This is a genomic window from Mesorhizobium sp. M1169 (assembly GCF_040318345.1).
Taxonomy (GTDB): domain Bacteria; phylum Pseudomonadota; class Alphaproteobacteria; order Rhizobiales; family Rhizobiaceae; genus Mesorhizobium.
Genome location: NZ_JAMYME010000003.1, coordinates 1 through 21,858 on the forward strand (window position 1 = coordinate 1; position 21,858 = coordinate 21,858).

Consider the following 21,858-nt stretch of genomic DNA (forward strand, 5'->3'; position numbering starts at 1 on the left):
GGTCAACTGGGTGGAAGATAACATCGAGGAGACGCTGAGCTTCTATCGGCTGCCGCTAGCTCACCACAAGCACATGAAGTCGACGAACATGCTGGAGCGGCTGAACCAGGAGATCAAGCGGCGCACCCTGGTCGTTCGCATCTTCCCCAACCCGCGGAGCTGTCTGCGGCTGGTTCGGGCATTGGCGGTGGAGATCCACGAGAACTGGCTCGAGGCGACCCGCTACCTCAACATGGATCATCTGCGCGAGCACAAGAAGGAGAGCCTGAGGGCCTTGGCCGCCTGAGCACCGTCATGTGTCCGCCGCTCCGCTAAACACGGGGGCTGCGCGGCGGACACGCCGACGTCAACGCAATGCCACGCCATTTTGCAGAACTTGACGCACACAACTGCTATGACGGCACTCCGTCCAACACCCCTCAACCGTCTCGGCGCTGCGCGCCGATCCACCTTCTCCCACAAGGGGAGAAGGAAGAGGCGCGCGCCTCGCCTTCACTTGCCAACTCCGGCTCTTCTATCCTATTCTTCCCGCTAAAATAATTTCACACACAGGCAAACTTGTTTCTCGAAACCAAGGTTGAGATGAGCCAGTCGCCCTACCCCGCCGTCGTCGCCGGACCGCCCCGGCCGAGCCTGATCCTGCGGCCAGGCCAGATTACGCTGCCGGCCGGGATGGAGCGCTACTCGGTTCAGGGCAATGGCGCGGTGCTGATCGAGGTCGAGGCCGGCGACATTGTCACCGTGCGCGATGTCGAGGGCGGGCAGGCCTGCGAGCTGCTGGCATGGGACAGCAGCAACGCGACCGATCCCGGCATTCTCAGCGAGAAATCGAACAGCAATGCCGCCGGCATCAAGGCGCTGCTGGCCGAAGGCGACGACAGCCTCGCATCCTTGCGCCGGGGGCTCGAGCGGCGCCAGGTGCAGCTCGACCAGGCGAAGGCGGTTCGCGTTTTCGGCGGCGCCACCCCTGCCGGTACCGAACAGGCTTTTACCGTCGCCCGCGATGGGTCGATGCTGATTGCCGCGCCCGGCGGGCCGATGCTGGTCGACGGCCACGATACGGCGACGCCGCTTAGCGTCATCGTCCGCCGCGCCACCATCCGCCCAGCAGCGAAATCCAGGCTTGCCGACCCGCTGGCCGATCCCGTGCTCGACCTGCGCGTCCATTCGGCGACGGCGGAGGCCTACTTCGTCAAGGCGGGCGACTATCTGCAGATCATCGATGTCGACGGGCGCCAATGCACCGACTTTCAGTGCTTTTCGGCGCGCAAGCTGGACAGGGGCCGCGATCATCCGCTCGACGTGACGACGACGCGCACGCTGATGGGTTCGAGCTATCCGATGCCCGGTCTGCACTCAAAATACTACGACCAGGACATGGAGCCGCTGGTCGAGGTTGTGCAGGACACTTGCGGCCGCCACGATGCATTCGCGCTCGCCTGCGCGGCCAAATATTACGACGACATCGGTTATCCCGGCCATCCCAACTGCTCGGAGAATTTCAACCGCGCGCTGGCCGACAAGGGTGTCACGCCTCGCGCCGGCTGGATGGCGATCAACTTCTTCTTCAACACGGCCATCGACGCGCATGGCGTCGTGGTGTCGGACGAGCCGTGGTCGCGGCCGGGCGACTATGTGCTACTCAAGGCGCTCACGGACATCGTCTGCGTCTCGTCCGCCTGCCCCGACGATACGACGCCGGCCAATGGCTGGAACCTGACCGACATCCATGTGCGAACCTATCCCGGCCAGCACAAATTCTCGCGAGCGATCGCCAGACGCATGACGCCCGATTCGGAACCGAAAATGACCCGCGAGACCGCCTTTCATTCGAGCTTTGCCAAGCACACCCGCAACTTCGTCGAGTACAAGGGCTATTGGCTCGCCAATTCCTTCGCCAAGCAAGGCCCGATCGATGAATACTGGGCCTGCCGGCAGGACGCCGTGATCATGGACCTGTCGCCGCTGCGCAAGTTCGAGGTCACCGGGCCGGACTCCGAGGCGCTGCTGCAATACACGCTGACCCGCGACATCAAGAAGCTCGGCGTCGGCCAGGTCGTCTATTCCGCCATGTGCTACGAGCATGGCGGCATGATCGACGACGGCACGCTGCTCAGGCTCGGCAAGGATAATTTCCGCTGGGTCGGCGGCGACGATCTATCCGGCGAATGGCTGCGGGAAACGGCGCAAAAACTCGGCCTCACCGTGCTGGTGCGCTCCTCGACCGACCAGATGCACAATGTTGCCGTGCAGGGGCCGAAAAGCCGCGACATCCTGCGGCAGATCATCTGGACCTCGCCGCTGCAGCCGTCGATCGACGAGCTCGAATGGTTCCGTTTCGCCGTCGCCCGCATCGGCGGCGGCAACGGCATTCCGGTCGTTGTCTCGCGCACCGGCTACACCGGCGAGCTCGGCTACGAGATCTGGTGCCATCCGCGCGACGCCGAAAAGGTGTTCGACGCGATCTGGCAGGCCGGCCAACCGCACGGCCTGAAGCCGATGGGGCTGCAGGCGCTCGATATGGTGCGCATCGAGGCCGGGCTGATCTTTGCTGCTCACGAGTTTTCCGACCAGACGGATCCGTTCGAGGCCGGCATCGGCTTCACCGTACCGCTGAAGACCAAGAGCGACGATTTCATCGGCCGCGAGGCACTGATCCGGCGCAAGGAAAACCCGCAGAAGAAGCTGGTCGGCCTCGACATCGACGCCAATGTCGCCGTCGGCCACGGCGATTGCGTGCATATCGGCCGGGCGCAGATCGGCGTCGTCACCTCCGGCATGCGTTCGCCGGTGCTGAACAAGACCATCGCGTTGGCCAGGCTCGACGTCACGCATTCGGCGATCGGCACCGAGGTCGAGATAGGCAAGCTCGATGGTCACAGCAAGCGGCTGCCGGCGCGCGTCGTCGCCTTCGCCCATTACGACCCGCAAAAGACCAGGCCGCGCTCCTGACCGATGCTTCCTGGTTCTTCCCTTCTCCCACAAGCGCAATGTGCACAGCGTCACAAAGCGCTTGACGTGAAAGCCCGTTGGGTCAATCTTCACTGCTAAGAAAAAAATACTACTGAGCGGAAAACGCCTGGGGTCGTTCAACGTGAGCGTCGATGACGCCTCGCGAGATTGCGGCTGTTGCCGATGGGGAACATCAAAAATGGGGAATCCACGTAAATGAGCACGATAGTCACCACCTTGGTGCCGCCTGCCGAAGGGCAGCTGCACCGGAACATCGACTGGCGCGGCGCCTTCTGGGTGGCAAGCGGCGTTCCGGCCCTTGTCCTGTTTTCGATCGGCGGCATCGCCGGCACCACCGGAACACTGGCCTTCCTGATCTGGGCCGTATCCATGGTCATGGGCTTCCTGCAGTCCTTCACCTATGCGGAAATCGCCGGGCTGTTCCCGAACAAATCCGGCGGCGCCTCGGTCTACGGCGCCACCGCGTGGCTGCGCTATTCGAAATTCATTGCGCCGCTTTCGGTGTGGTGCAACTGGTTCGCCTGGTCGCCGGTCCTGTCGCTCGGCTGCTCGATCGCCGCCGCCTATATCCTCAACGCACTGGCGCCGGTGCCGCTGTTCACCGACACGTCGCCGGAGGTCGCCGCCTATATCGCGGCCCATGCCGGAACCAGCGCCGCCGACGCCATCACCGCGGTCACCGCGGCGGCGACGCCGGCGATCCGTAACTGGACGCTCTACGGTCACACGCTTGGCCCGGTTTCCTTCACCTTCAACGCCACCTTCTTCATCGGCGCGGTGCTGATGCTGATCATCTTCTCGATCCAGCATCGCGGCATCCTGGGCACGGCCAACGTGCAGAAATATATCGGCCTGCTGGTCATCATCCCGATGCTGATCGTCGGCGTGGTACCGATCGTCACCGGCCAGATCAACTGGGCAAACTTCTCGCCGCTGGTGCCGCTCGCGGCAGCCTATGCGCCGGAGCCCGGCGCGTGGAACATCGCCGGCTGGACGCTGGTGCTCGGCGGCATGTTCATCGCGGCGTGGTCGACCTACGGCTTCGAGACCGCGGTCTGCTACACCTCCGAGTTCAAAAACCCGGGCACCGATACCTTCAAGGCGATCTTCTATTCCGGCCTGTTGTGCATGCTGCTGTTCATCCTGGTGCCGTTCACCTTCCAGGGCGTGCTCGGCTTGAACGGCATGCTGGCGACGCCGATCGTCGACGGCTCCGGCGTTGCCGATGCGCTGGCCGGTATGGTCGGCGGCGGACAGCTGATCCACAGCCTGCTGGTGATGCTGATGATCCTGGCGCTGGTGCTCTGCATCATGACGGCAATGGCCGGCTCCTCGCGCACGCTCTATCAAGGTTCGGTCGACGGCTGGCTGCCGCGCTATCTCAGCCATGTCAACGAGCACGGCGCCCCGACGCGGGCGATGTGGACCGACCTGATCTTCAACCTGATCGTGCTGGCCATCGCTTCGGCCGACGCAACGAGCTTCTTCTTCATCCTCGCGGTGTCGAATTGCGGCTACATCATCTTCAACTTCCTCAATCTCAATGCCGGCTGGATCCACCGCATCGACAATGGCCACATCGCGCGGCCATGGAAGGCGCCGAGCTGGCTGCTCGGCCTCGGCGCGATCTTTGCCTACGTCAACGCGGTCTTCATGGGCGCCGGAGCCAAGGTCTGGAACCCGATGGCATTGTGGGCCGGGCTGATCACGGCAGCCTTGATCATCCCGGTGTTCTGCTTCCGGCATTACATCCAGGACAAGGGCAAATTCCCCGACCACATGCTGGCCGATCTCGGCATGAGCTCGTCCGACCTTGCGGTGAAAAAGGCGGGGATGCTGCCCTATCTGACGCTCGTCGCCGGCGTCGTGGTGATGCTGCTCGCCAACTGGCTGTTCGTCATCTGACGGCTTGCCTTGAGGGATCGGGCGCGCAAGGCGCGCTCGGTCCCTGCATTTTGTTCTTGCTTTGTGCCGGCAGCTATGCTACTAATCTTCGTATGGTGCTGATTCGCCCTGAGACCCGCCGCTGAGGCGGGTTTTTCTTTTTAGGGGCTATTCGGCAGCGGTGCCGGCGCGGGAGCGACCGCCAAGCGCTGCACCGATATCCTCGAGCACCTGTCCGACGCGCGCCAGGATCGTCTCGGACGCAAGCACGCCGTCGATGAAATCCCTGTCCGAAGCGTAGATCGCGGTCGGCAGCGTAAAGGCCTCGAAGAAGCCGAACAGCGGCCTCAGCTGGTGCTCGATGATCAGCGCATGCCGGTCGCCGCCGCCGGTCGCCAGCAGCACCACCGGCTTGCCCCTGAGCGCCGTCGGGTCGACAAGATCGAAGAAGTGTTTGAACAGGCCGGTATAGCTGCCCTTGTAGGTGGGCGAGCCAACGACGAGCACGTCCGCCGTGACGACGCGCTTGAGGATATCGCCCGCTTGCGCATCCAGTTCACGCGCCCATTTGGCGCCACCGAGGCTGGGGCCGAGGTCGACGACGTCATGCGTGCTGGCGGCCAGGCCATATCTGCCGGCTACCTCGTGCACGATACGATCGACGAAGCCGCGCGTCTTGGACGGCCGGGTAAAATTGCCTGAGAAACCGACAACGGCCGGATTGGTCATGATGCAAAGCCCTCGCGATGATTTCGGGCTGCCAGCCCGCTGCTCATGACCCTATGGACATTCGGACCGAACGAAAAGAACGGATGCTTGCCGCGGTCTAAAATCATTACCGGTTCTAACCAGCTTTGCGGATCGCTGCCGTCTCAGGTTGGAAGAACCGGTTTGGCGGCCGCTTCAGGCCAAGATTTTCGCGCAGGGTCGATCCTTCGTATTCGCTCCTGAAAATGCCGCGCCGCTGCAATTCGGGCACGATTTTCTCGACGAAATCATCCAATCCGGCGGGAAGATAGGGGAACATGACGTTGAACCCGTCCGAGCCTTCGGTGACCAGCCATTCCTCCATCTCGTCGGCGATGGTTTTCGAAGTGCCGACGAAGGCAAGACCGGAATAGCCGCCCAGCCGCTGCGCAAGCTGCCTGACGGTCAGGTTTTCCTTGCGCGCCAGTTCGATGACGCGCTCGCGGCCGCTCTTGCTGGCGTTGCTTTCCGGGATTTCGGGCAAGACTGAATCCGGATCGAACCGCGACGCGTCGTGGCCGAGCGCGATCGACAGCGAGGCGACGCCGCTCTCGTAGTAGACGAGGCTGTCGAGCTTGGCCCGCTTCGTCTGCGCCTCCTCGACGGTCTCGCCGACAATGACGAAGGCGCCGGGCAGGATCTTGATGTCGTCGCGCGACCGGCCAAGTTTTTGCGCACGTCCCTTGACGTCGGCAAAGAAGCGCTGCCCCGAGGCGAGATCGGCATGGGCGGCGAAGATCACCTCGGCCGTTTCCGCCGCGAGCTGCCGTCCGGCCTCCGACGCGCCGGCCTGCACGATGACCGGCCAGCCCTGCACCGGCCGCGCGATATTGAGCGGTCCCCGCACCGAAAGATATTCGCCCTTATGGTCGAGCACATGCAGCTTCGCCGGATCGAAATAGAGCCCGCTTTCGGCGTCGCGGATGAAGGCATCGTCGGCAAAACTGTCCCACAGGCCGGTGACGACATCGTAAAACTCCCGCGCCCGGCGATAGCGCTCGTCGTGCTCGACATGCTCGTCGAGGCCGAAATTCAGCGCGGCGTCGGGATTGGATGTGGTGACGATATTCCAGCCGGCGCGCCCGCCGCTGATATGGTCGAGAGAGGCGAAACGACGGGCGATGTGGTACGGCGCGTCGAACGTCGTCGAGGCGGTTGCGATCAGCCCGATACGATCGGTGACGGCGGCAAGCGCCGACAACAGCGTGAACGGCTCGAAGGACGTGACCGTGTGGCTGCGCCGCAGCGCCTCGATCGGCATGTTGAGCACGGCCAGGTGGTCGGCCATGAAGAAGGCGTCGAACTTTGCCGCTTCCAGCCTTTGCGCGAAGTGCTTGAGATGCGCGAAATTGAAGTTGGCGTCGGGATAGGCGCCCGGGTAGCGCCAGGCGCCGGTATGAAGGCTGACGGGCCGCATGAAAGCGCCAAGCCGCAATTGTCGATTTTCTGCCATGGAAAAACGCACCGATGACGACGAGCGTAACGCTCCAATTGCTCGAGCATGGGATGGCTTTGCGGCCATGGGAAGGAATTCTGTTTTGCAAAACCGGCGTCGGGGAGCATTTTTTGTGCGGGCGGCGGACCGATCAATCGATCTTGATGAACACGCCCTTGGTGTTAAGATATTCGGCGAGGTGCTCGGCGCCGCCCTCGCGGCCGTAGCCGCTCATCTTGTAGCCGCCGAAGGGCACGGCCGGATCGATGGCGTGATAGGTATTGACCCAGACCGAGCCGGCGCGGATCTTGCGCGACAGCTGGTGGGCGGTGGCGAGATTTTGGGTGAAGACCCCTGCAGCCAGGCCGTAAGGCGTGTTGTTGGCCCGCTCGACTGCCTCGTCCAGCGTATCGAACGGCAAGGCTGAAATCACCGGCCCGAAGATCTCCTCACGGGCGATCTTCATGTCGTCCGAGACGCCGGCAAAGACGGTCGGCGCGACGAAATTGCCCGCGCCAAGCGCGCCTTCCACAAGCCGGGTGCCTCCGGTGACGAGTTTCGCCCCTTCCGCGGTGCCGGCCTCGAGGTAACCGGTGACCCGTTGCAGCTGCTTTTCGGAGACGAGCGGACCGATCTCGGTCGCCGGGTCGATGCCGTCGCCGACCCTGAGACCCTTGGCGTATGCCGCGAGCCGCTCGACGAACTCGTCATGGACGGGCCGTTCGACGAAAAGGCGCGAACCGGCGATGCAGATCTGGCCGGAATTGGCGAACACCGACATCGCCGCCACCGGCACCGCCTTGTCGAGATCGGCATCGGCGCAGACGATGACCGGCGACTTGCCGCCGAGCTCCAGCGAGACGCGCTTGAGATTGCCGGCCGAGGCCCGCACGATCGACTGGCCGGTCGCCGTCGAGCCGGTGAAGACGATCTTGTCGACGCCCATATGCTCGGCGAGTGCGGCACCTGCCTCGGTGCCGGTGCCGGTGACGATGTTGACGACGCCTTCCGGAACGCCGGCCTCGTTCATGATGTCGGCGATCAAAAGCGGCGTCAGCGGCGCCTCTTCCGATGGTTTCAGCACGATGGTGCAGCCGGTCGCCAGCGCCGGGCCGATCTTCCAGATCGACGCCGCCGTTGGCGCGTTCCAGGGAATGATGGCGCCGACGACGCCGACCGGCTCCTTGCGGGTGAAAGAGACGATTTCGCCGGGCAGCGAGTTGTCGATCGTCTCGCCGTGCAGCGCCGTCGCCATGCCGGCATAGTAGCGCAGCATGCCGATGACCCGGTTGCGATTGGCGCGGGTGCGTATGATCGGCATGCCCATGTCGGTGGTGTCGGAGCGGCTGATCTCTTCCCAGTGCTTTTCGAAGAGGTCGGCGATCCTCAGCAGCAGCACCTGGCGCTCATAAGGCTTGAACCGGCTCCACGGGCCCTCGAACGCCTTGCGCGCAGCAGTCACCGCTAAGTCGATGTCCTGGCGGTCGGCGCGCGGCACCGTGGCGATGACCGCGCCGGTGGCGGGATTGCGGCTCTCCGTGGTCCGACCGGAGCGGGCATCGACCCAGCCGCCGCCGATGAACATCCGGCGATGGCGCCCGTCGATCGGCAGCCGCAGCGGTGCCTTTGTCTGAGCTATGGTCATGACTGTCCTCCAACCACGCGCTAGTCTTAATAGCGGTGTCGTCCTGTGTTCGGTAGCGAATTTGTCACCACCCAACGGGCGTCAATGGCATGCCGCTTGTTTATTGACGTTCAGCACTTATGTAGGTATCACCATGATAGATGAAGCACCGGAAGGAATGCCATAGAAGGGGGATTTGTGACGATCACGCAACCTTGGGATGCCGGCCGTGCGACGATTGAAATAAGATCTATCGCGAGAAATCTGAAACTAAACATCTCGTACAAGCTGCATGCGCAGGATCGGCTTTCCGAACGCGGCTTGATCATGTCTGATGTGCTGCATGCGCTCAAGTTTGGAAATGTGTACCAACCACCTGTGCCCGCAACCCGGCCGGGTCATTTCCGTTATCGCGTGGAGTGCAAGACACCGAACAGCGGGAGTCGATCCATCGGGGTCGTTATCATCCCTTCCAAGAACGGATGTCTCGTCAAAGTTATTTCGGTCATGTGGATCGATGAGTTCGAGCGAAAAGCGGGCTCGATAATTGGAGTTGAAGCTGATGAATAACGCACACCACTACACAGAAAGCGGTCTGCTCAACGTTTACATCGAAGGCATCGCCGTTGAGGTGGATGACGATGGCGACGACATCATCACGATTCCTGCTGTGAATGAACTGCATCAAGTAATCGCGCTTGGGATCGTAAGCCATGCCAAGGGCATGAGCGGGGACGAGCTTCGTTTCCTGCGCTCCGAAATGGGTCTGACCCAAGCTGAATTGGCCGCCATGGTCCACCGTGACAAGCAGTCGATTGGCCGATGGGAGCGCAACGAAATCGACATTGACAGCTCGGCTGAGGCCCTGGTGCGTCGTTTGGCAATCGAAAAGCTGGGGCTGCCTGTTGACGCGGGAATCGATGAGTTGTCGCGTCGGAGCGTTCCTACCGCGGACGAGCAACCGATCAAAATACAGAAAATGAATAACGATGCTCGGCCGTACGAACTGATTGCGGCCTGACCCGACCCTGATAACCCCGCCTCGGCGGGGTTATCTATGGAAGACGTTCGCTCGACCGCTATTCGGCCGCCAGGGCCAGTTGCGGCCTTTCGTTCTTTTCTTCCGTCTCGGCCGGCTGCTCCACCACCTTCTTGGGCTCCCTGCCGAAGAACAGCGCATAGGCTGCCGGCAGGACAAGGATGGTCAGCACCGTGGCGACGAGAATGCCGCCCATCATGGCGTAGGCGAGCGGCCCCCAGAAGACGCCACGCGAGATCGGGATCAGCGCCAGCACCGCCGTCAGCGCCGTCAGCACGATCGGCCGGAACCGGCGCACCGCCGAGCCGATGATGGCCTCGGAACGCTCCACGCCGGCGGCGATGTCCTGGTCGATCTGATCGACCAGGATGATCGAGTTGCGCATGATGATGCCGAGCAGGGCGATGACACCGAGGATGGCGACGAAGCCGAACGGCGCGCCGCTGATCAAAAGTGCCGCCGCCGCGCCGATGATGCCGAGCGGGCCGGTGGCCAGCACCAGCATGGCCTTGCCGAAATGCTGCAGCTGGATCATCAGCAGCACGACGATGACGGCCAGCATGATCGGCGCTTTCGCCGCAATCGAGGCCTGGCTTTCGGCCGCATCCTCGGCGCCGCCCTGGATCTCGATCTTGTAGCCGGGGGCGAGGCTGGCGCGCAGGCCCTGCATCTCGCTGTACATCTTCATGGCGACATCGTTCGGCTGCACGCCGTCCGGAAGCGTGGCGCGTACGCTGATGGTCGGCAAGCGGTCGCGCCGCCATTCGACGCCTTGCTCCAGCACCGGGACCACCTTGGCGACCTGCGACAGCGGCACGGAGCCGCCGAAATCGGTCGGGATGTAGACGGAGTCGACCGCCGACAGCAGGTGACGGCTTGCCTCCGGCTCACGGGCGACGATCGAAACCGTCTCCTCGCCGTCGCGGAAGTCATCGAGCGGCGCTCCCGACATGGCCGCCTGCAGCGTCTGGCGGATGCGCTGCGAGGTGACGCCGAGCGCACGGGCGCGATCCTGGTCGATCACCAGCTTCATCGTCGGCACCGGCTCCAGCCAGTCGTCGTGGATGGCGCCGAGCAGCGGATTTGCCTGGAACTTCGCCTTCACCTCGTCGGCGATGCGGCGCACCTCCTGGCGATCCGGACCCATGACGCGCATCTGCACCGGCCAGCCGGTCGGCGGACCAAGGAACAGGCGGTCGACCTTGGCGCGGATCGATGGGAAATCATTGGCCAGGATGGTGCGCAGCTTGACAATCAGCCGCTCGCGGGCCGGTTCGTCATTGGCCATCACCAGAAGCTGGGCGAAATTCGGGTTGCGAAGCTGCTGGTCGAGCGGCAGGAAGAAGCGCGGCGCGCCTTCGCCGACATAGGTGGCGATGAAGCGCTTGTCCTTGTCGTCCATCATCCTGGCTTCGAGCGCCTTGGCCTGGGTCTCGACTTCCTTGATGCTGGTGCCTTCCGGCAGCCAGAGGTCGACAAGGATTTCCGGGCGCGACGATTGCGGGAAGAAATTCTGCGGGATGAACTGGAACGCCCACAGGCTGGTGGCAAACGTCATCAGCGTCATCACCAGGACGATGATGCGGTGGCGCACCGCCCATGCAACGGTCGAGCGAAGACGGCGGTAGAAGCGCGTGTCGAAGACATCGTGATGGTTGCCGGCGTGCTTGCGCTGCTTCAGGATCATGTGGCCGAGCCACGGCGTGAAATAGACCGCCGCGAACCAGGACACGACCAGCGCGATGCCGACGACGTAAAACAGGGTGCGCACATATTCGCCGGCGGTCGAGGCCGCGAAACCGACGGGGATGAAGCCGGCCGTGGTGATCAGCGTGCCGGTCAGCATCGGGAAGGCGGTCGAGGAATAGGCGAAGCTCGCCGCCTCGACCTTGACCAAGCCTTCCTCGAGCTTTCGCTCCATCATTTCGACGACGATCATCGCGTCGTCGACCAGGAGGCCAAGGGCGATGATCAGCGCGCCGAGCGAAATGCGCTGCAGGTCGATGCCGAGCTCGTACATGATGGCGAACGTGGCGGCCAGGACCAGCGGAATGACGATCGCGATCACCAGGCCCGAGCGCCAGCCGATCGACAGGAACGATACGAAAAGCACGATCAGCAGCGCTTCGCCGAGCGCTTCCATGAACTCGCTCACAGCCTCCTTCACGACATGCGGCTGGTCGGAAATCTGATCGACCGAAACGCCATAGGGCAGCGCCTCTTCGAAGCGCTTATAGGTCGCTTCGACGTCCTTGCCGACGTCGGTGACGTTGAAGCCCTTGGCCATTACGACGCCGAGCTGGACGCTGTCGTGACCGTTGAAACGGTATTTGCGCTGGTACGGATCCTCGAGGCCGGAGGTCACGGTGGCGATGTCGCCGAGGCGCGTCACCTGGTTGCCGGCGCGCAGGCGAAGCTCGCGGATGTCGGCCGCCCTGGTGACATCGCCCTCGACCGAAATGCGCACCGAACGCTGGCCGGTGTCGACCGAACCTGCCGGGTCGACATTGTTCTGGCCTTGGATCGCATTCTGCAGGTCGGTCAACGTCAGGCCGCGTTCGGCAAGCACCTTGGAAGAAACGTCGATGTAGAGCTTTTCCGGCTGGTCGCCGATGATCACGGCCTTCTCGACACCGGGCGTCGTCAGCAGCATGTCACGCGCCTGGATGGCGAATTTCTTCAGCTCGGGATAGCTGTAGCCGTCGCCGCTGATCGAATGCAGGGTGATGAACGTGTCGCCGAATTCGTCATTGAAGTAGGGCCCGAGCAGCCCTTGCGGCAGCTCATTGGCGATATCGCCGACCTTCTTGCGCACCTGATAGAAAGCATCGGCGACCTGCGCCGGATTGGTGTCGCCCTTGACCTGCAAGGTGATGATGGCGCTGCCGGCGCGGGTGTAGGAGCGGACGAAATCGAGGTGCGGCGTTTCCTGCAGCTTGCGCTCGATCTTGTTGACCACCTGGTCCTCCATCTCCTTGATCGAGGAGCCTGGCCAGATCGCCTGGACGACCATGACGCGGAAGGTGAAATCGGGGTCTTCCTTCTGGCCCATGCGCATCAGGCCGAGTGCACCGGCGACGATGATCAGCCCGAACAGGAAGCGGGCAATGCTCGGATGGCCGATTGCCCAGCGCGAAAGATTGAAAGACCGCTTTTCATTGGTGTCGATGGTCATCGGCGTCAGTCCGTTTCAATTTGATCAACAGAGCACGCGCTTTCGCATGCCCAAGGAACTTCCGATGTGGGCTTCCGGGCGGCGTGGCTTTCCGAGTTGAGAGATCTACATCGCGGTGGGACGCGAGGATCGACGTGGGGGTTACATCGACCTGAGATCTCGAAAATCGGGGGCGCCTGCCGCCCGGAAACCGTGAATTGCCTGGCCGTCAGCGCAAGCGCCTTGCAGCGTCATCGGCCGACGCCGACTGTTGCGCTGCATCACCGGTCAGCTTGACTTTCAGATTCTCGGTCATGAACTGCGTGCCGGCGGCGACGACGACGTCGCCCGGCTTCAGCCCATCGGCGACGCTGACGCCGTCGGGGGTGAAGGCGGCGACCTTGACCGGATGCGCATGGACGGTCCCGCCGTTGCGGTCGACTGTCCAGACGATCGATTGGCTGTCCTTCTGCGCCAACGCGGCCAGCGGGATCGACACCAGCTGCTGCCGGTTGTCCACCGCGGCTTCGATGGAGGCGGTCATGCCTAGCAGCACGCGAGGATCGTTGGGCAGGCTGACGCGAACGGCAAAGGTGCGCGACTGCGGATCGGCGCTGCCGGCGACTTCGCGGACCTTGCCGTCGAGCGTCAGCGCCTCATCGGACCAGAAGCCAGCCTTGACGGTCTTGCCCGGCTTGAATTCGGCAATATCAGTTTCCGGAACAGCGATCAGGACTTCCTTCTCGCCGTCGATGGCAACGGTCACCACCGGCGTGCCGGAGCCGACAACCTGGCCGACATCGGCGGCAACGGCAGTGACGATGCCGTTCTTGTCCGCCTTGAGATCGGTATAGCGGACCTGGTTCTGTGCCTGGGCAAGCTGCGAGCGGGCGGAGTCTCGCGTGGCGACCGCCTGATTATAGGCGAGCGTCGCCTGCTCGAGCTGCGACTTCGGCGCGAAATTCTTGGCGTAGAGCTGTTCGGCCCGCTTGCGCGTAAGCTCGACTGTCTCGACCTGACGGTCCGCAGCATCGAGGCTGGCCTGAGAGCTTCTCACCGAGAGCTCGTAGTCGGTGGGATCGACGCGGGCGAGAACGTCACCCGGCTTGACGCGGTCACCGATGTCGACAAGGCGCTCGGTGATCTTGCCGTTGATGCGAAAGCCGAGATTCATCTCGGTGCGGGCGCGCACCGATCCGGAATAGGAAAGCTGACGGGTATCGCTCGCCTTGGCGATCTCGACCACCTTGACCGGGCGGATGATCTCCTTGACCTCGGCTTTCTCTTGCGAGCAGCCGGCGAGGCCGAGAGCGGCAACGACAATCAGTGCCAGGCCGGCGGCCGGTCGCCTGTAGGTGATGGACTTGGACAAAGACACTTTTCGTACTCCCGAACTGTGGAGATGAATTGCCGACATCACCGCCCGACGGGCGGCAATGGTCATTTCTTCAAGGCTCTGATGGCAAACTCGGTAAGCTCGTCCGGCGTCGCCCGGTTCTTCTTGGCGAGGCACTGGGCCATTATCTGCGGATGAGAGAGGCTGATAATGGCAGCGCCGAAACACCGGGAAGCGATCACCGGATCCTGATCGATGAACTCGCCGGTAGCGATTCCCTCGCGGATCACTTCCGCGACCAGTTCATGGATGCTGTCGATGTGCTTTTCGATGACGTGCCAGTCGCGCTCGATGGCGACGATGACCATCTCGTGCACCTTCTCCTGGTCGATCATGGTTTCCAGCGTCCACTGATAGTGCGTATGCACATAGCGGCGGAGCTTCTCGCTGGCGGTGCCGGAACCATGGCAGGCTTCGTAGCTCAACCGGTAGCAGGTCTCGAGCATACGGCCGCAAACCGCCTGATGGATTTCCACCTTGGAGGCGAAGAAGCGGTAGATGTTGGCGGTCGACATGCCGAGTTCGCGCGCTATGTCGGCGACGTTGGTCTTGCCGTAGCCGTAGTGGCGAAACAATCGCTCCGCGCAATCCAGGATGCGCGTGACATTTTCCTGGCGGGCGGAATCGGCGGCTGTGTCTAGGGTTTCAAGCATCTCGTTGGCCAAATTTACGACTGACGAATTTAGAATTTCGTCACTCGTAAATTGAAAACCATCACCTGTCAAGGCACGATTTTGGCTGCTGATGACAAATGGTGACATCCCTGGACGGAGTTGGCCCATGAAACGCATGTGGTTTCCGCCGGGCGCGCCTGCAACGCCGCCCCGTGTTTTTGCGAAGGATCTTGAAAAGATGCTTTCCGAAATCGGTTCCGTTTTCGGATCAGGCCCTAAGGCTGCTTTGCCATCTCCCGTAGCCGGAACTTCTGGATCTTGCCCGTCGAAGTCTTCGGGATTTCCGCGAAGATCACCGCTTTCGGCACCTTGAAGCGGGCGAGCAGCGCGCGGCAGTGCTCGATTACCTCCGCCTCGGTCGCCGCCTTGCCCGGCTTCAGCTCGACATAGGCGACCGGCACCTCGCCCCATTTGTCGTCGGATCGGGCGACAACGCCGCAAGAAGCGACGGCGGGATGCTTGTACAGCGCCTCCTCGACCTCGATCGAGGAGATGTTTTCGCCGCCGGAGATGATGATGTCCTTGGAACGGTCCTTGAGCTGGATGTACCCGTCCGGGTGCATGACGCCGAGGTCGCCCGAATGGAACCAGCCGCCGGCAAAGGCCTCGTCGCTCGCCTTGCGGTTCTTGAGATAGCCTTTCATGACGATGTTGCCGCGGAACATCACCTCGCCGATCGTCTCGCCGTTGGCCGGCGTCTCTTGCATCGTCTGCGGGTCCATCACCGTCAGGCCTTCGAGCGCGGCATAGCGTACGCCTTGCCTGGCCTTCTTCGCCGCCCTCGCCCCTTTCTCCAGCAGGTCCCACTCGCCATGCCATTCGTTGACGACGGCCGGGCCATAGGTTTCGGTCAGGCCGTAGAGATGGGTGACGGCAAAGCCCGCATCGGCCATGCCCGACAGCACCGCCTCAGGCGGCGGCGCCGCGGCGGTGTTGAAGGTGACGGTCTGCGGGAATTGCCGCTTGTCCTCGTCCAAGGCGTTGATCAGCACCGACATGACGATGGGTGCACCGCACAGATGGGTGACGCCGTGATCGGCGATGGCGTCGTAGATCGGCTTCGGCCGCACCCAGCGCAGGCAGACATGCGTGCCGGCCTGCACGGCAAGCGTCCAGGGAAAGCACCAGCCGTTGCAGTGGAACATCGGCAGCGTCCACAGATAGACCGGGTGCTTGCCCATCCCGGCATGGATGGTGTTGGCATAGGCCATCAGTGCCGCGCCGCGGTGGTGACAGACGACGCCCTTCGGATTGCCTGTCGTGCCGGAGGTGTAGTTGAGCGAAATGGCATCCCATTCATCGTCCGGCATCGACCAGGCGAAATCCTCGTCGCCGTCGGCGACAAACGCCTCGTAGTCCAGCGTGCCGATCCGCTCGCCCTTGGCATAGGGCGCATCGGCGGCATAGTCGGGATCGTCGTAATCGATCAGCAGCGGCCTGACCTTGGCCAGCGTCAGCGCTTGCCGAACCACGCCGGCGAATTCGCGGTCGACGATCAGCACCTTGCTTTCGGCGTGATCGAGCTGGAAGGCAATGACGGCGGCGTCGAGGCGGGTGTTGAGCGAATGCAGCACCGCCCTGGTCATCGGCACGCCGAAATGCGCTTCCAGCATCGGCGGTGTGTTCGACAGCATGACGGTGACGGTGTCGCCCTTGCCGATACCGCGCTTCGCCAGCGCCGAGGCAAGCCTCAGCGAGCGCTTCCAGAAATCGCGATAGGTCGTGCGTTGGCGGCCATGGATGATGGCGGTCTGGTCGGGAAAGGTTTTTGCCGCCCGCTCAAAATAGGTGAGCGGCGTCAGCGGCTGGTGGTTGGCCGGATTCCTGTCGAGATCCTGTTCGTAGGGATTGCCCATCCCGTCCTCCGCAATGTCTGGTCGAGCCTTCTTACCACCAGATCCTGAGCGCGTACTGGATTCGTGCACCGCCATCAGACACTTCGCCCATTACTTGGGACGCCCCTCCCCGCCCTCACCCTCCGGCCACAAAGCGTCGATGTCCCGATGCCCTTCCACGATATTCGCCACTTCGAAAAAGTCGCCATTATAGCGGAAGAAAATCACGTATCCCCTGAAAGCGAAACTTCGGACGTCCGGCCGGAGTTCGGGACGAGCACGACCAATCGTCGCCGGCAAGCTCGCCAGATCACGGCATTTCTGGCGCAGAGCATCCACAAAACGCCCGCCAATAAACAGGCTGCCGCTTTCACGAGTGAGGTATTCAAGGATATTGACCAAATCTGCTTGTGCCGACGGCAGCATGCGCAGCCGTGGCACTCCTAAAAGCCTTCCCTTGCGAGTTGCTTGGCCTTGGCTTCCAAGGCGGCGTCAATATCCTGCTCGGTGGCTTCGCCGCCTTCAGCAAACGACTTGTCCACCATGGCACGGAGCGCCTTCAGCTTTTCCTCGCGCTCTTCGACAAGGCGCAGGCCCTCGCGCACGACTTCGCTGGCAGAACCGTAGCGGCCGCACTTGACGATGTTGGAAACAAAGGTTTCCCAACGCTCTCCCAATGATACGTTCATTGTCGGACCTCCTGATCGGTTTATTGTACCGAGATAACAATAAATGCGCAATTACTGACATCCGGAATGCCAGGTGTCGGATCAGGTGCGCAGCCTAAGGTTTGACTTTTGTCGAGAGCCGTGAATAATGTCAGCGAGGAGATGGCATGGCGATCCGACCGGCAGAACAGCTTATCCACAAGGCCGCCTGGCTTTACTATGCACACGGCCTGCGCCAGGACCAGGTGGCCAGCCAGCTCAAGATTTCCCGTGCCTCGGTGGCGATGTATCTGCGCAAGGCGCGCGAGACCGGCATCGTCAACATCTCGACCTCGACCCAGCTTTTCACCGACGACGTGCTGGCGCGCAAGCTGGAAGACGCGCTGAAGCTCGACGCGGTCTGGATCGCGCCGGAAAACGGCTATGTCGCCGACCCCTCGACCGACATCGCGGTGCTGGCGGCAAGCGTCTTTCTCGAGCTGGTCAGGAAGGGCGACCGTATCGGCGTCGCCTGGGGGCGGACCATCTACACCATCGCCGACATCATGTCCTATGCCGATCTGCAGGACGTCACCGTGGTGCAGCTCTGCGGCAATCTGGGCGCCCCCTATTCGTACCGGCCGGACCAGTGCACCATGGAAATCGCGCGCCGGCTCAACGCCAAGGGACTGAACTTCTACGCGCCGCTGGTTCTGACGACGGAAGAACTGGCACGCGGCCTGCGCGCCGAGCCGGTGATCCGCGAGCAATTGTCGGGCATCGGTGAGTGCGACCTGGCGCTGTATTCGGTCGGCTCGGTGGACACCGACAGCCATCTGGTCAAATGCGGCGCGCTGACCGAGAGCGAAATGGCTGCATTGCGCAAGGCGGGTGCGGCCGGCGTCATTGCCGGGCAGATCATCGACGCCCGAGGCCAGGCGCTCGACTGCAGCTACAACCGCCGGCTGATTTCGGCAGAGCTGTCATCGCTGCACAGCATCGAAAAGCGCCTTGTGGTGGTGCAGGAGGACAGCAAGTTCGAACCGCTCGTCGCGGCGATCGCCGGCGGGCTCTGCACCCATCTGGTCGTAGGCGCGCGCATGGCGCGACGGCTGCTCGACCATGCCGGAGCAGCAGCAAAAGAGGTCGCCTGATACCTAGAGCCGCCGACGCATTGTCATCAAGGCGTCGCGGTATTCCTGTTCACAACAAAAGAGAAATCGGACGAAGCTGACATGAAGAACCTGTGGAATGACGGCGAGGCGGAGAAGCTGGTCGCCGACTATGCAAAGAAGGGTGTGGCCCGCGACCTGGCGCTGCGCGTCTATACGACCAGGCTGCTGGGCGGCGAGCCGCGGCTCGTCCTGCATGGCGGCGGCAACACATCGTGCAAGACCAAGGCCACCGACCTTGTCGGCGACGAATGGGACGTGCTCTGCGTCAAGGGCAGCGGCTGGGACATGGGCGTCATCGAGCCGCAGGGCCTGCCGGCGGTCAAGCTCGGCGCGCTGTTGAAGGCGCGGTCGCTCAAGAAGCTCTCCGACGAGGACATGGTCGCGCTGCAGCGGGCGAACCTCATCGATCCGTCCTCGCCCAACCCTTCGGTCGAGACGCTGCTGCACGCCTTCCTGCCGCACAAATTCGTCGACCACACGCATTCGACGGCAATCCTGGCCATCGTCGACCAGGAGGACATCGAAGCGCTGAGCCGCAAGGTGTTCGGCGAAAAGATGGGCTTCGTGCCTTACATCATGCCGGGCTTCGATCTGGCCAAGGCGGCCGCCGATGTATTCGACGCCGATCCGACGGTCGAAGGCCTGATCCTAGACAAGCACGGCATCTTCACCTTCGGCGACGATGCCAGGCAGGCCTACGACCGGATGATCCACTATGTGACCGTCGCCGAGGATTTCATCGCCGGGAACGGCAAGCCGCGCACCGAAAAAGTGGCACTGCCGGCCAGGCTGGCGAAGCCCGCGGAGATTGCGCCGATGCTGCGCGGCGCAGTGGCGGTGGCACGCGGCGAAGGCCGCTTCGACCGGATGATCAGCGATTTCCGCACCTCGGATGCGATCGTCGATTTCATCAATTCGGCAAAAATTGCCGACTATGCCGGTCGCGGTGTGTCGACACCCGACCTGTCGATCCGCATCAAGACCGGACCGATGGCATTGCCGGCGCCCGACGCGGACAAGGTCGGCGACTACAAATCCGTCATCCGCCAGCATGTCGAGAAATTCGCCAAGGACTATCGCGCCTATTTCGAAACCAATGATGCGCTCGACGACGTGAAGCGCACCATGCTCGACCCGATGCCGCGGCTGACGCTGGTGCCCGGCCTCGGCATGTTCGGCCACGGTCGCACGCTCAAGGATGCGAAGATCGCCTCCGACGTCGGCGAAATGTGGATCGAGGCGGTACGCGGCGCCGAAGCCGTCGGCGATTTCCGCCCGCTCTCCAAAGCCGACCTGTTCCCGCTCGAATACTGGTCGCTGGAACAGGCCAAGCTCGCCGCCAACAAGCCGAAGCCGCTGACCGGCCAGGTGATGCTGGTCACCGGCGGCGCCGGCGCGATCGGTGCTGCCACCGCAAAGCTGTTCGCCGACAACGGTGCCCATGCCGTCGTCGTCGATCTCGATGCGTCAAGGGCTGCCGAGGTGGCAAAAAAAGCCGGCAACGGTTCGATCGGCATTGGCGCCGACATCACCGAACCGGTGCAGATGCGCGCCGCCTTCGACAAAGCGGTCGAGGTCTACGGCGGCCTCGACATTCTTGTCTCCAATGCCGGTGCTGCCTGGGAGGGCCGGATCGGCGAGCTCGACGACGCCACCTTGCGCAAGAGTTTCGAACTCAATTTCTTCGCCCACCAGTCGGCGGCGCAGAATGCCGTGCGCATCATGCTGGAACAGGGCACCGGCGGCGTGCTGTTGTTCAATACCTCCAAGCAGGCGGTCAATCCGGGGCCGAAGTTCGGCGCCTATGGCATTCCCAAGGCGGCAACGCTGTTTTTGTCCAGGCAATATGCCCTCGACTACGGTGCCCATGGCATCCGCTCCAATGCCGTCAACGCCGACCGCATCCGTTCGGGGCTGTTGACCGACGCCATGATCGCCAGCCGCTCGGGCGCGCGCGGCGTGTCGGAGAAGGAGTACATGTCGGGCAACCTGCTCGGGCAGGAAGTGACGGCAGAAGACGTCGCCCAGGCCTTTCTGCATCAAGCGCTGGCCGAGCGGACCACCGCCGATGTGACGACGGTCGACGGCGGCAACATCGCGGCGGCGTTGAGATAGATCTAAACACCGGACCAACAAAAAAGAGCGGCTCGCGAGCCGCTCTTTTCCTTTGCCGATAGTGAAAGTCACTTCGCGTTCGGGTTCGGCATCCAGGTCGGCATCGCGACATCGGCATGGGCGAATTGCGGCAGCTTGGCCGAGAGGTCCTCCATGTTCTTGATGTCCTTGTCGAGCAGATCCTTCTGGGTGATCAGCGTCGGCGGCACGATGACGTTGTGGCCGGGATCCTCGCCGGCCAAGAGCTGCGCCAGCGCACGCACCGAGACCTGGCCGACGACGGCCGGGTTGGTGGCGGCGGTTGCCGCCCAGGCGCTGTCCGGCTCGCGCATCGCGGCGATATCCGAGGTCGAGATGTCGGCCGAATAGATCTTGATGTCCTTGTTCAGCCCGGCCTCGTCGACCGCGATCTTCACGCCCTTGGCGAATTCGTCGTAGGGCGCGAACATCACCTTGATGTCGGGATGGGCCGATAGCACCGAACGGGCCTGGTTGGCGACCGAATTGGCGATCGGATTGTCGAGCGTGCCGAACATGGCGGCTTCGTTGATGCCCGAATATTTCTTCTTGAATTCGACCCAGGTCTCGTTGCGGCGGTCGAGCGGCGCGATGCCGGCGACATAGACATAGCCGGCCTTCCAGCTCTCGCCATTGTCCTTGACCGCCTGTTCGAGCGCCAGGCGCGCGAGGTCGCGGTCGGACTGTTCGATCTGCGGGATCTTGGGGTTTTCGACATTGACGTCGAAGGCGACGACCTTGATGCCGGCGTCGACCGCACGCTGGGCGGCGTCCTTCATCGATTCCGTCAGTCCGTGCTGGATGATGATGCCCTGGACGCCGAGCGCGATAGCCTGGTCGACCATGTCCGCCTGAAGCGCCGCGTCCTGGCGGCTATCGAGCACGCGCAGGTCGACACCGAGCGCCTTGGCCTGCGCCTCGACGCCGGAAAGATAGGCCTGGAAGAAGTCGCCGGTCGAGAGATAGCGGACCAGCGCTATCTTGACGGCACCCGGCTTGTCGAACGGCGCCGGCCTGTCCTGCGCCATCGCCGGCAACTGCATCAGCAATGTTGCGCCGGCAAGCCCGAGCGCTGCCTTCCCCAAAAGCCTTCTTGTGATGTTCACGTCGTTTCCTCCACTTGTTGAACCCAAAATGTGACC

General features: G+C 62.8%; 17 protein-coding genes. 7 read left to right on the forward strand and 10 right to left on the reverse strand.

Annotation, left to right across the window (positions count from 1 at the left end; translation table 11 throughout):
- From NKH41_RS03530 to NKH41_RS03540, 3 genes are all read left to right on the forward strand, one after another.
- Positions 1-286 (forward strand): transposase (locus NKH41_RS03530; RefSeq protein ID WP_352516115.1); only part of this gene is annotated, 286 nt, incomplete at its 5' end.
- Positions 287-582: 296 nt separating this feature from the next.
- Entirely contained in the window at positions 583-2,952 is a 2,370-nt protein-coding gene (locus NKH41_RS03535) for a trimethylamine N-oxide demethylase (protein ID WP_352932094.1), read from the forward strand.
- Between the two features lie 216 nt (positions 2,953-3,168).
- A complete protein-coding gene (locus NKH41_RS03540) occupies positions 3,169-4,878 on the forward strand; it encodes a trimethylamine N-oxide permease (protein WP_352768481.1) in 1,710 nt (569 codons plus the stop codon).
- A 147-nt stretch (positions 4,879-5,025) separates the two neighbouring features.
- On the opposite strand, the gene msuE is transcribed toward NKH41_RS03540, so the two are convergent.
- From msuE to NKH41_RS03555, 3 genes are all read right to left on the reverse strand, one after another.
- Complete coding sequence (msuE, locus tag NKH41_RS03545; protein WP_352932097.1) at positions 5,026-5,586, reverse strand: FMN reductase; 561 nt, start codon at positions 5,584-5,586, stop codon at positions 5,026-5,028.
- 115 nt (positions 5,587-5,701) lie between these two features.
- Positions 5,702-7,057 carry an LLM class flavin-dependent oxidoreductase gene (locus NKH41_RS03550; protein WP_352502051.1) on the reverse strand — a complete coding sequence of 452 codons (1,356 nt, stop codon included), beginning with the start codon at positions 7,055-7,057 and terminating at the stop codon, positions 5,702-5,704.
- Between the two features lie 133 nt (positions 7,058-7,190).
- The gene (locus NKH41_RS03555) at positions 7,191-8,684 is read right to left on the reverse strand and encodes an aldehyde dehydrogenase family protein (RefSeq protein WP_352472296.1); all 1,494 of its coding nucleotides are present in this window, start codon (positions 8,682-8,684) and stop codon (positions 7,191-7,193) included.
- A 177-nt stretch (positions 8,685-8,861) separates the two neighbouring features.
- On the opposite strand from NKH41_RS03555, the gene NKH41_RS03560 reads away from it, so the two are divergent.
- Positions 8,862-9,233, forward strand: a complete 372-nt coding sequence (locus NKH41_RS03560; protein WP_352472295.1) for a DUF4258 domain-containing protein — start codon at positions 8,862-8,864, stop codon at positions 9,231-9,233.
- Complete coding sequence (locus tag NKH41_RS03565; protein WP_352455217.1) at positions 9,226-9,684, forward strand: helix-turn-helix domain-containing protein; 459 nt, start codon at positions 9,226-9,228, stop codon at positions 9,682-9,684. The genes NKH41_RS03560 and NKH41_RS03565 overlap by 8 nt, the downstream gene beginning before the upstream one ends.
- A gap of 58 nt (positions 9,685-9,742) precedes the next feature.
- On the opposite strand, the gene NKH41_RS03570 is transcribed toward NKH41_RS03565, so the two are convergent.
- From NKH41_RS03570 to NKH41_RS03595, 6 genes are all read right to left on the reverse strand, one after another.
- The gene (locus NKH41_RS03570) at positions 9,743-12,877 is read right to left on the reverse strand and encodes an efflux RND transporter permease subunit (RefSeq protein WP_352768479.1); all 3,135 of its coding nucleotides are present in this window, start codon (positions 12,875-12,877) and stop codon (positions 9,743-9,745) included.
- 208 nt (positions 12,878-13,085) lie between these two features.
- Positions 13,086-14,234, reverse strand: coding sequence for an efflux RND transporter periplasmic adaptor subunit (locus NKH41_RS03575; protein ID WP_352768476.1), 1,149 nt, complete (start codon positions 14,232-14,234; stop codon positions 13,086-13,088).
- Positions 14,235-14,296: 62 nt separating this feature from the next.
- A complete protein-coding gene (locus NKH41_RS03580) occupies positions 14,297-14,905 on the reverse strand; it encodes a TetR/AcrR family transcriptional regulator (RefSeq protein WP_352681212.1) in 609 nt (202 codons plus the stop codon).
- Between the two features lie 236 nt (positions 14,906-15,141).
- Positions 15,142-16,782, reverse strand: a complete 1,641-nt coding sequence (locus tag NKH41_RS03585) for an acyl-CoA synthetase (RefSeq protein WP_352612278.1) — start codon at positions 16,780-16,782, stop codon at positions 15,142-15,144.
- A 90-nt stretch (positions 16,783-16,872) separates the two neighbouring features.
- Positions 16,873-17,187: a type II toxin-antitoxin system RelE/ParE family toxin gene (locus NKH41_RS03590; protein ID WP_352472289.1), complete on the reverse strand. Its 315-nt coding sequence runs from the start codon at positions 17,185-17,187 to the stop codon at positions 16,873-16,875.
- Positions 17,188-17,204: 17 nt separating this feature from the next.
- Positions 17,205-17,450, reverse strand: coding sequence for a type II toxin-antitoxin system ParD family antitoxin (locus tag NKH41_RS03595; RefSeq protein ID WP_352612275.1), 246 nt, complete (start codon positions 17,448-17,450; stop codon positions 17,205-17,207).
- Between the two features lie 146 nt (positions 17,451-17,596).
- Here NKH41_RS03595 and NKH41_RS03600 point away from each other — a divergent pair, with 146 nt between their 5' ends.
- Positions 17,597-18,562: a sugar-binding transcriptional regulator gene (locus tag NKH41_RS03600; protein ID WP_352612273.1), complete on the forward strand. Its 966-nt coding sequence runs from the start codon at positions 17,597-17,599 to the stop codon at positions 18,560-18,562.
- An 81-nt stretch (positions 18,563-18,643) separates the two neighbouring features.
- Positions 18,644-20,698 carry a bifunctional aldolase/short-chain dehydrogenase gene (locus NKH41_RS03605; protein ID WP_352768474.1) on the forward strand — a complete coding sequence of 685 codons (2,055 nt, stop codon included), beginning with the start codon at positions 18,644-18,646 and terminating at the stop codon, positions 20,696-20,698.
- Positions 20,699-20,766: 68 nt separating this feature from the next.
- Here NKH41_RS03605 and NKH41_RS03610 read toward each other — a convergent pair whose 3' ends face one another.
- Positions 20,767-21,822, reverse strand: coding sequence for a substrate-binding domain-containing protein (locus tag NKH41_RS03610; RefSeq protein ID WP_352455225.1), 1,056 nt, complete (start codon positions 21,820-21,822; stop codon positions 20,767-20,769).
- Positions 21,823-21,858 lie beyond the last annotated feature (36 nt).

Excerpts from the sequence above, each read along its gene's own strand:
- NKH41_RS03535 (WP_352932094.1), top strand. The coding sequence starts at position 583 with ATGAGCCAGTCGCCCTACCCCGCCGTCGTCGCCGGACCGCCCCGGCCG.
- NKH41_RS03540 (WP_352768481.1), top strand. The coding sequence starts at position 3,169 with ATGAGCACGATAGTCACCACCTTGGTGCCGCCTGCCGAAGGGCAGCTG.
- msuE (WP_352932097.1), bottom strand. The coding sequence starts at position 5,586 with ATGACCAATCCGGCCGTTGTCGGTTTCTCAGGCAATTTTACCCGGCCG.
- NKH41_RS03550 (WP_352502051.1), bottom strand. The coding sequence starts at position 7,057 with ATGGCAGAAAATCGACAATTGCGGCTTGGCGCTTTCATGCGGCCCGTC.
- NKH41_RS03555 (WP_352472296.1), bottom strand. The coding sequence starts at position 8,684 with ATGACCATAGCTCAGACAAAGGCACCGCTGCGGCTGCCGATCGACGGG.
- NKH41_RS03565 (WP_352455217.1), top strand. The coding sequence starts at position 9,226 with ATGAATAACGCACACCACTACACAGAAAGCGGTCTGCTCAACGTTTAC.
- NKH41_RS03570 (WP_352768479.1), bottom strand. The coding sequence starts at position 12,877 with ATGACCATCGACACCAATGAAAAGCGGTCTTTCAATCTTTCGCGCTGG.
- NKH41_RS03580 (WP_352681212.1), bottom strand. The coding sequence starts at position 14,905 with ATGCTTGAAACCCTAGACACAGCCGCCGATTCCGCCCGCCAGGAAAAT.
- NKH41_RS03585 (WP_352612278.1), bottom strand. The coding sequence starts at position 16,782 with ATGGGCAATCCCTACGAACAGGATCTCGACAGGAATCCGGCCAACCAC.
- NKH41_RS03590 (WP_352472289.1), bottom strand. The coding sequence starts at position 17,187 with ATGCTGCCGTCGGCACAAGCAGATTTGGTCAATATCCTTGAATACCTC.
- NKH41_RS03595 (WP_352612275.1), bottom strand. The coding sequence starts at position 17,450 with ATGAACGTATCATTGGGAGAGCGTTGGGAAACCTTTGTTTCCAACATC.
- NKH41_RS03600 (WP_352612273.1), top strand. The coding sequence starts at position 17,597 with ATGGCGATCCGACCGGCAGAACAGCTTATCCACAAGGCCGCCTGGCTT.
- NKH41_RS03605 (WP_352768474.1), top strand. The coding sequence starts at position 18,644 with ATGAAGAACCTGTGGAATGACGGCGAGGCGGAGAAGCTGGTCGCCGAC.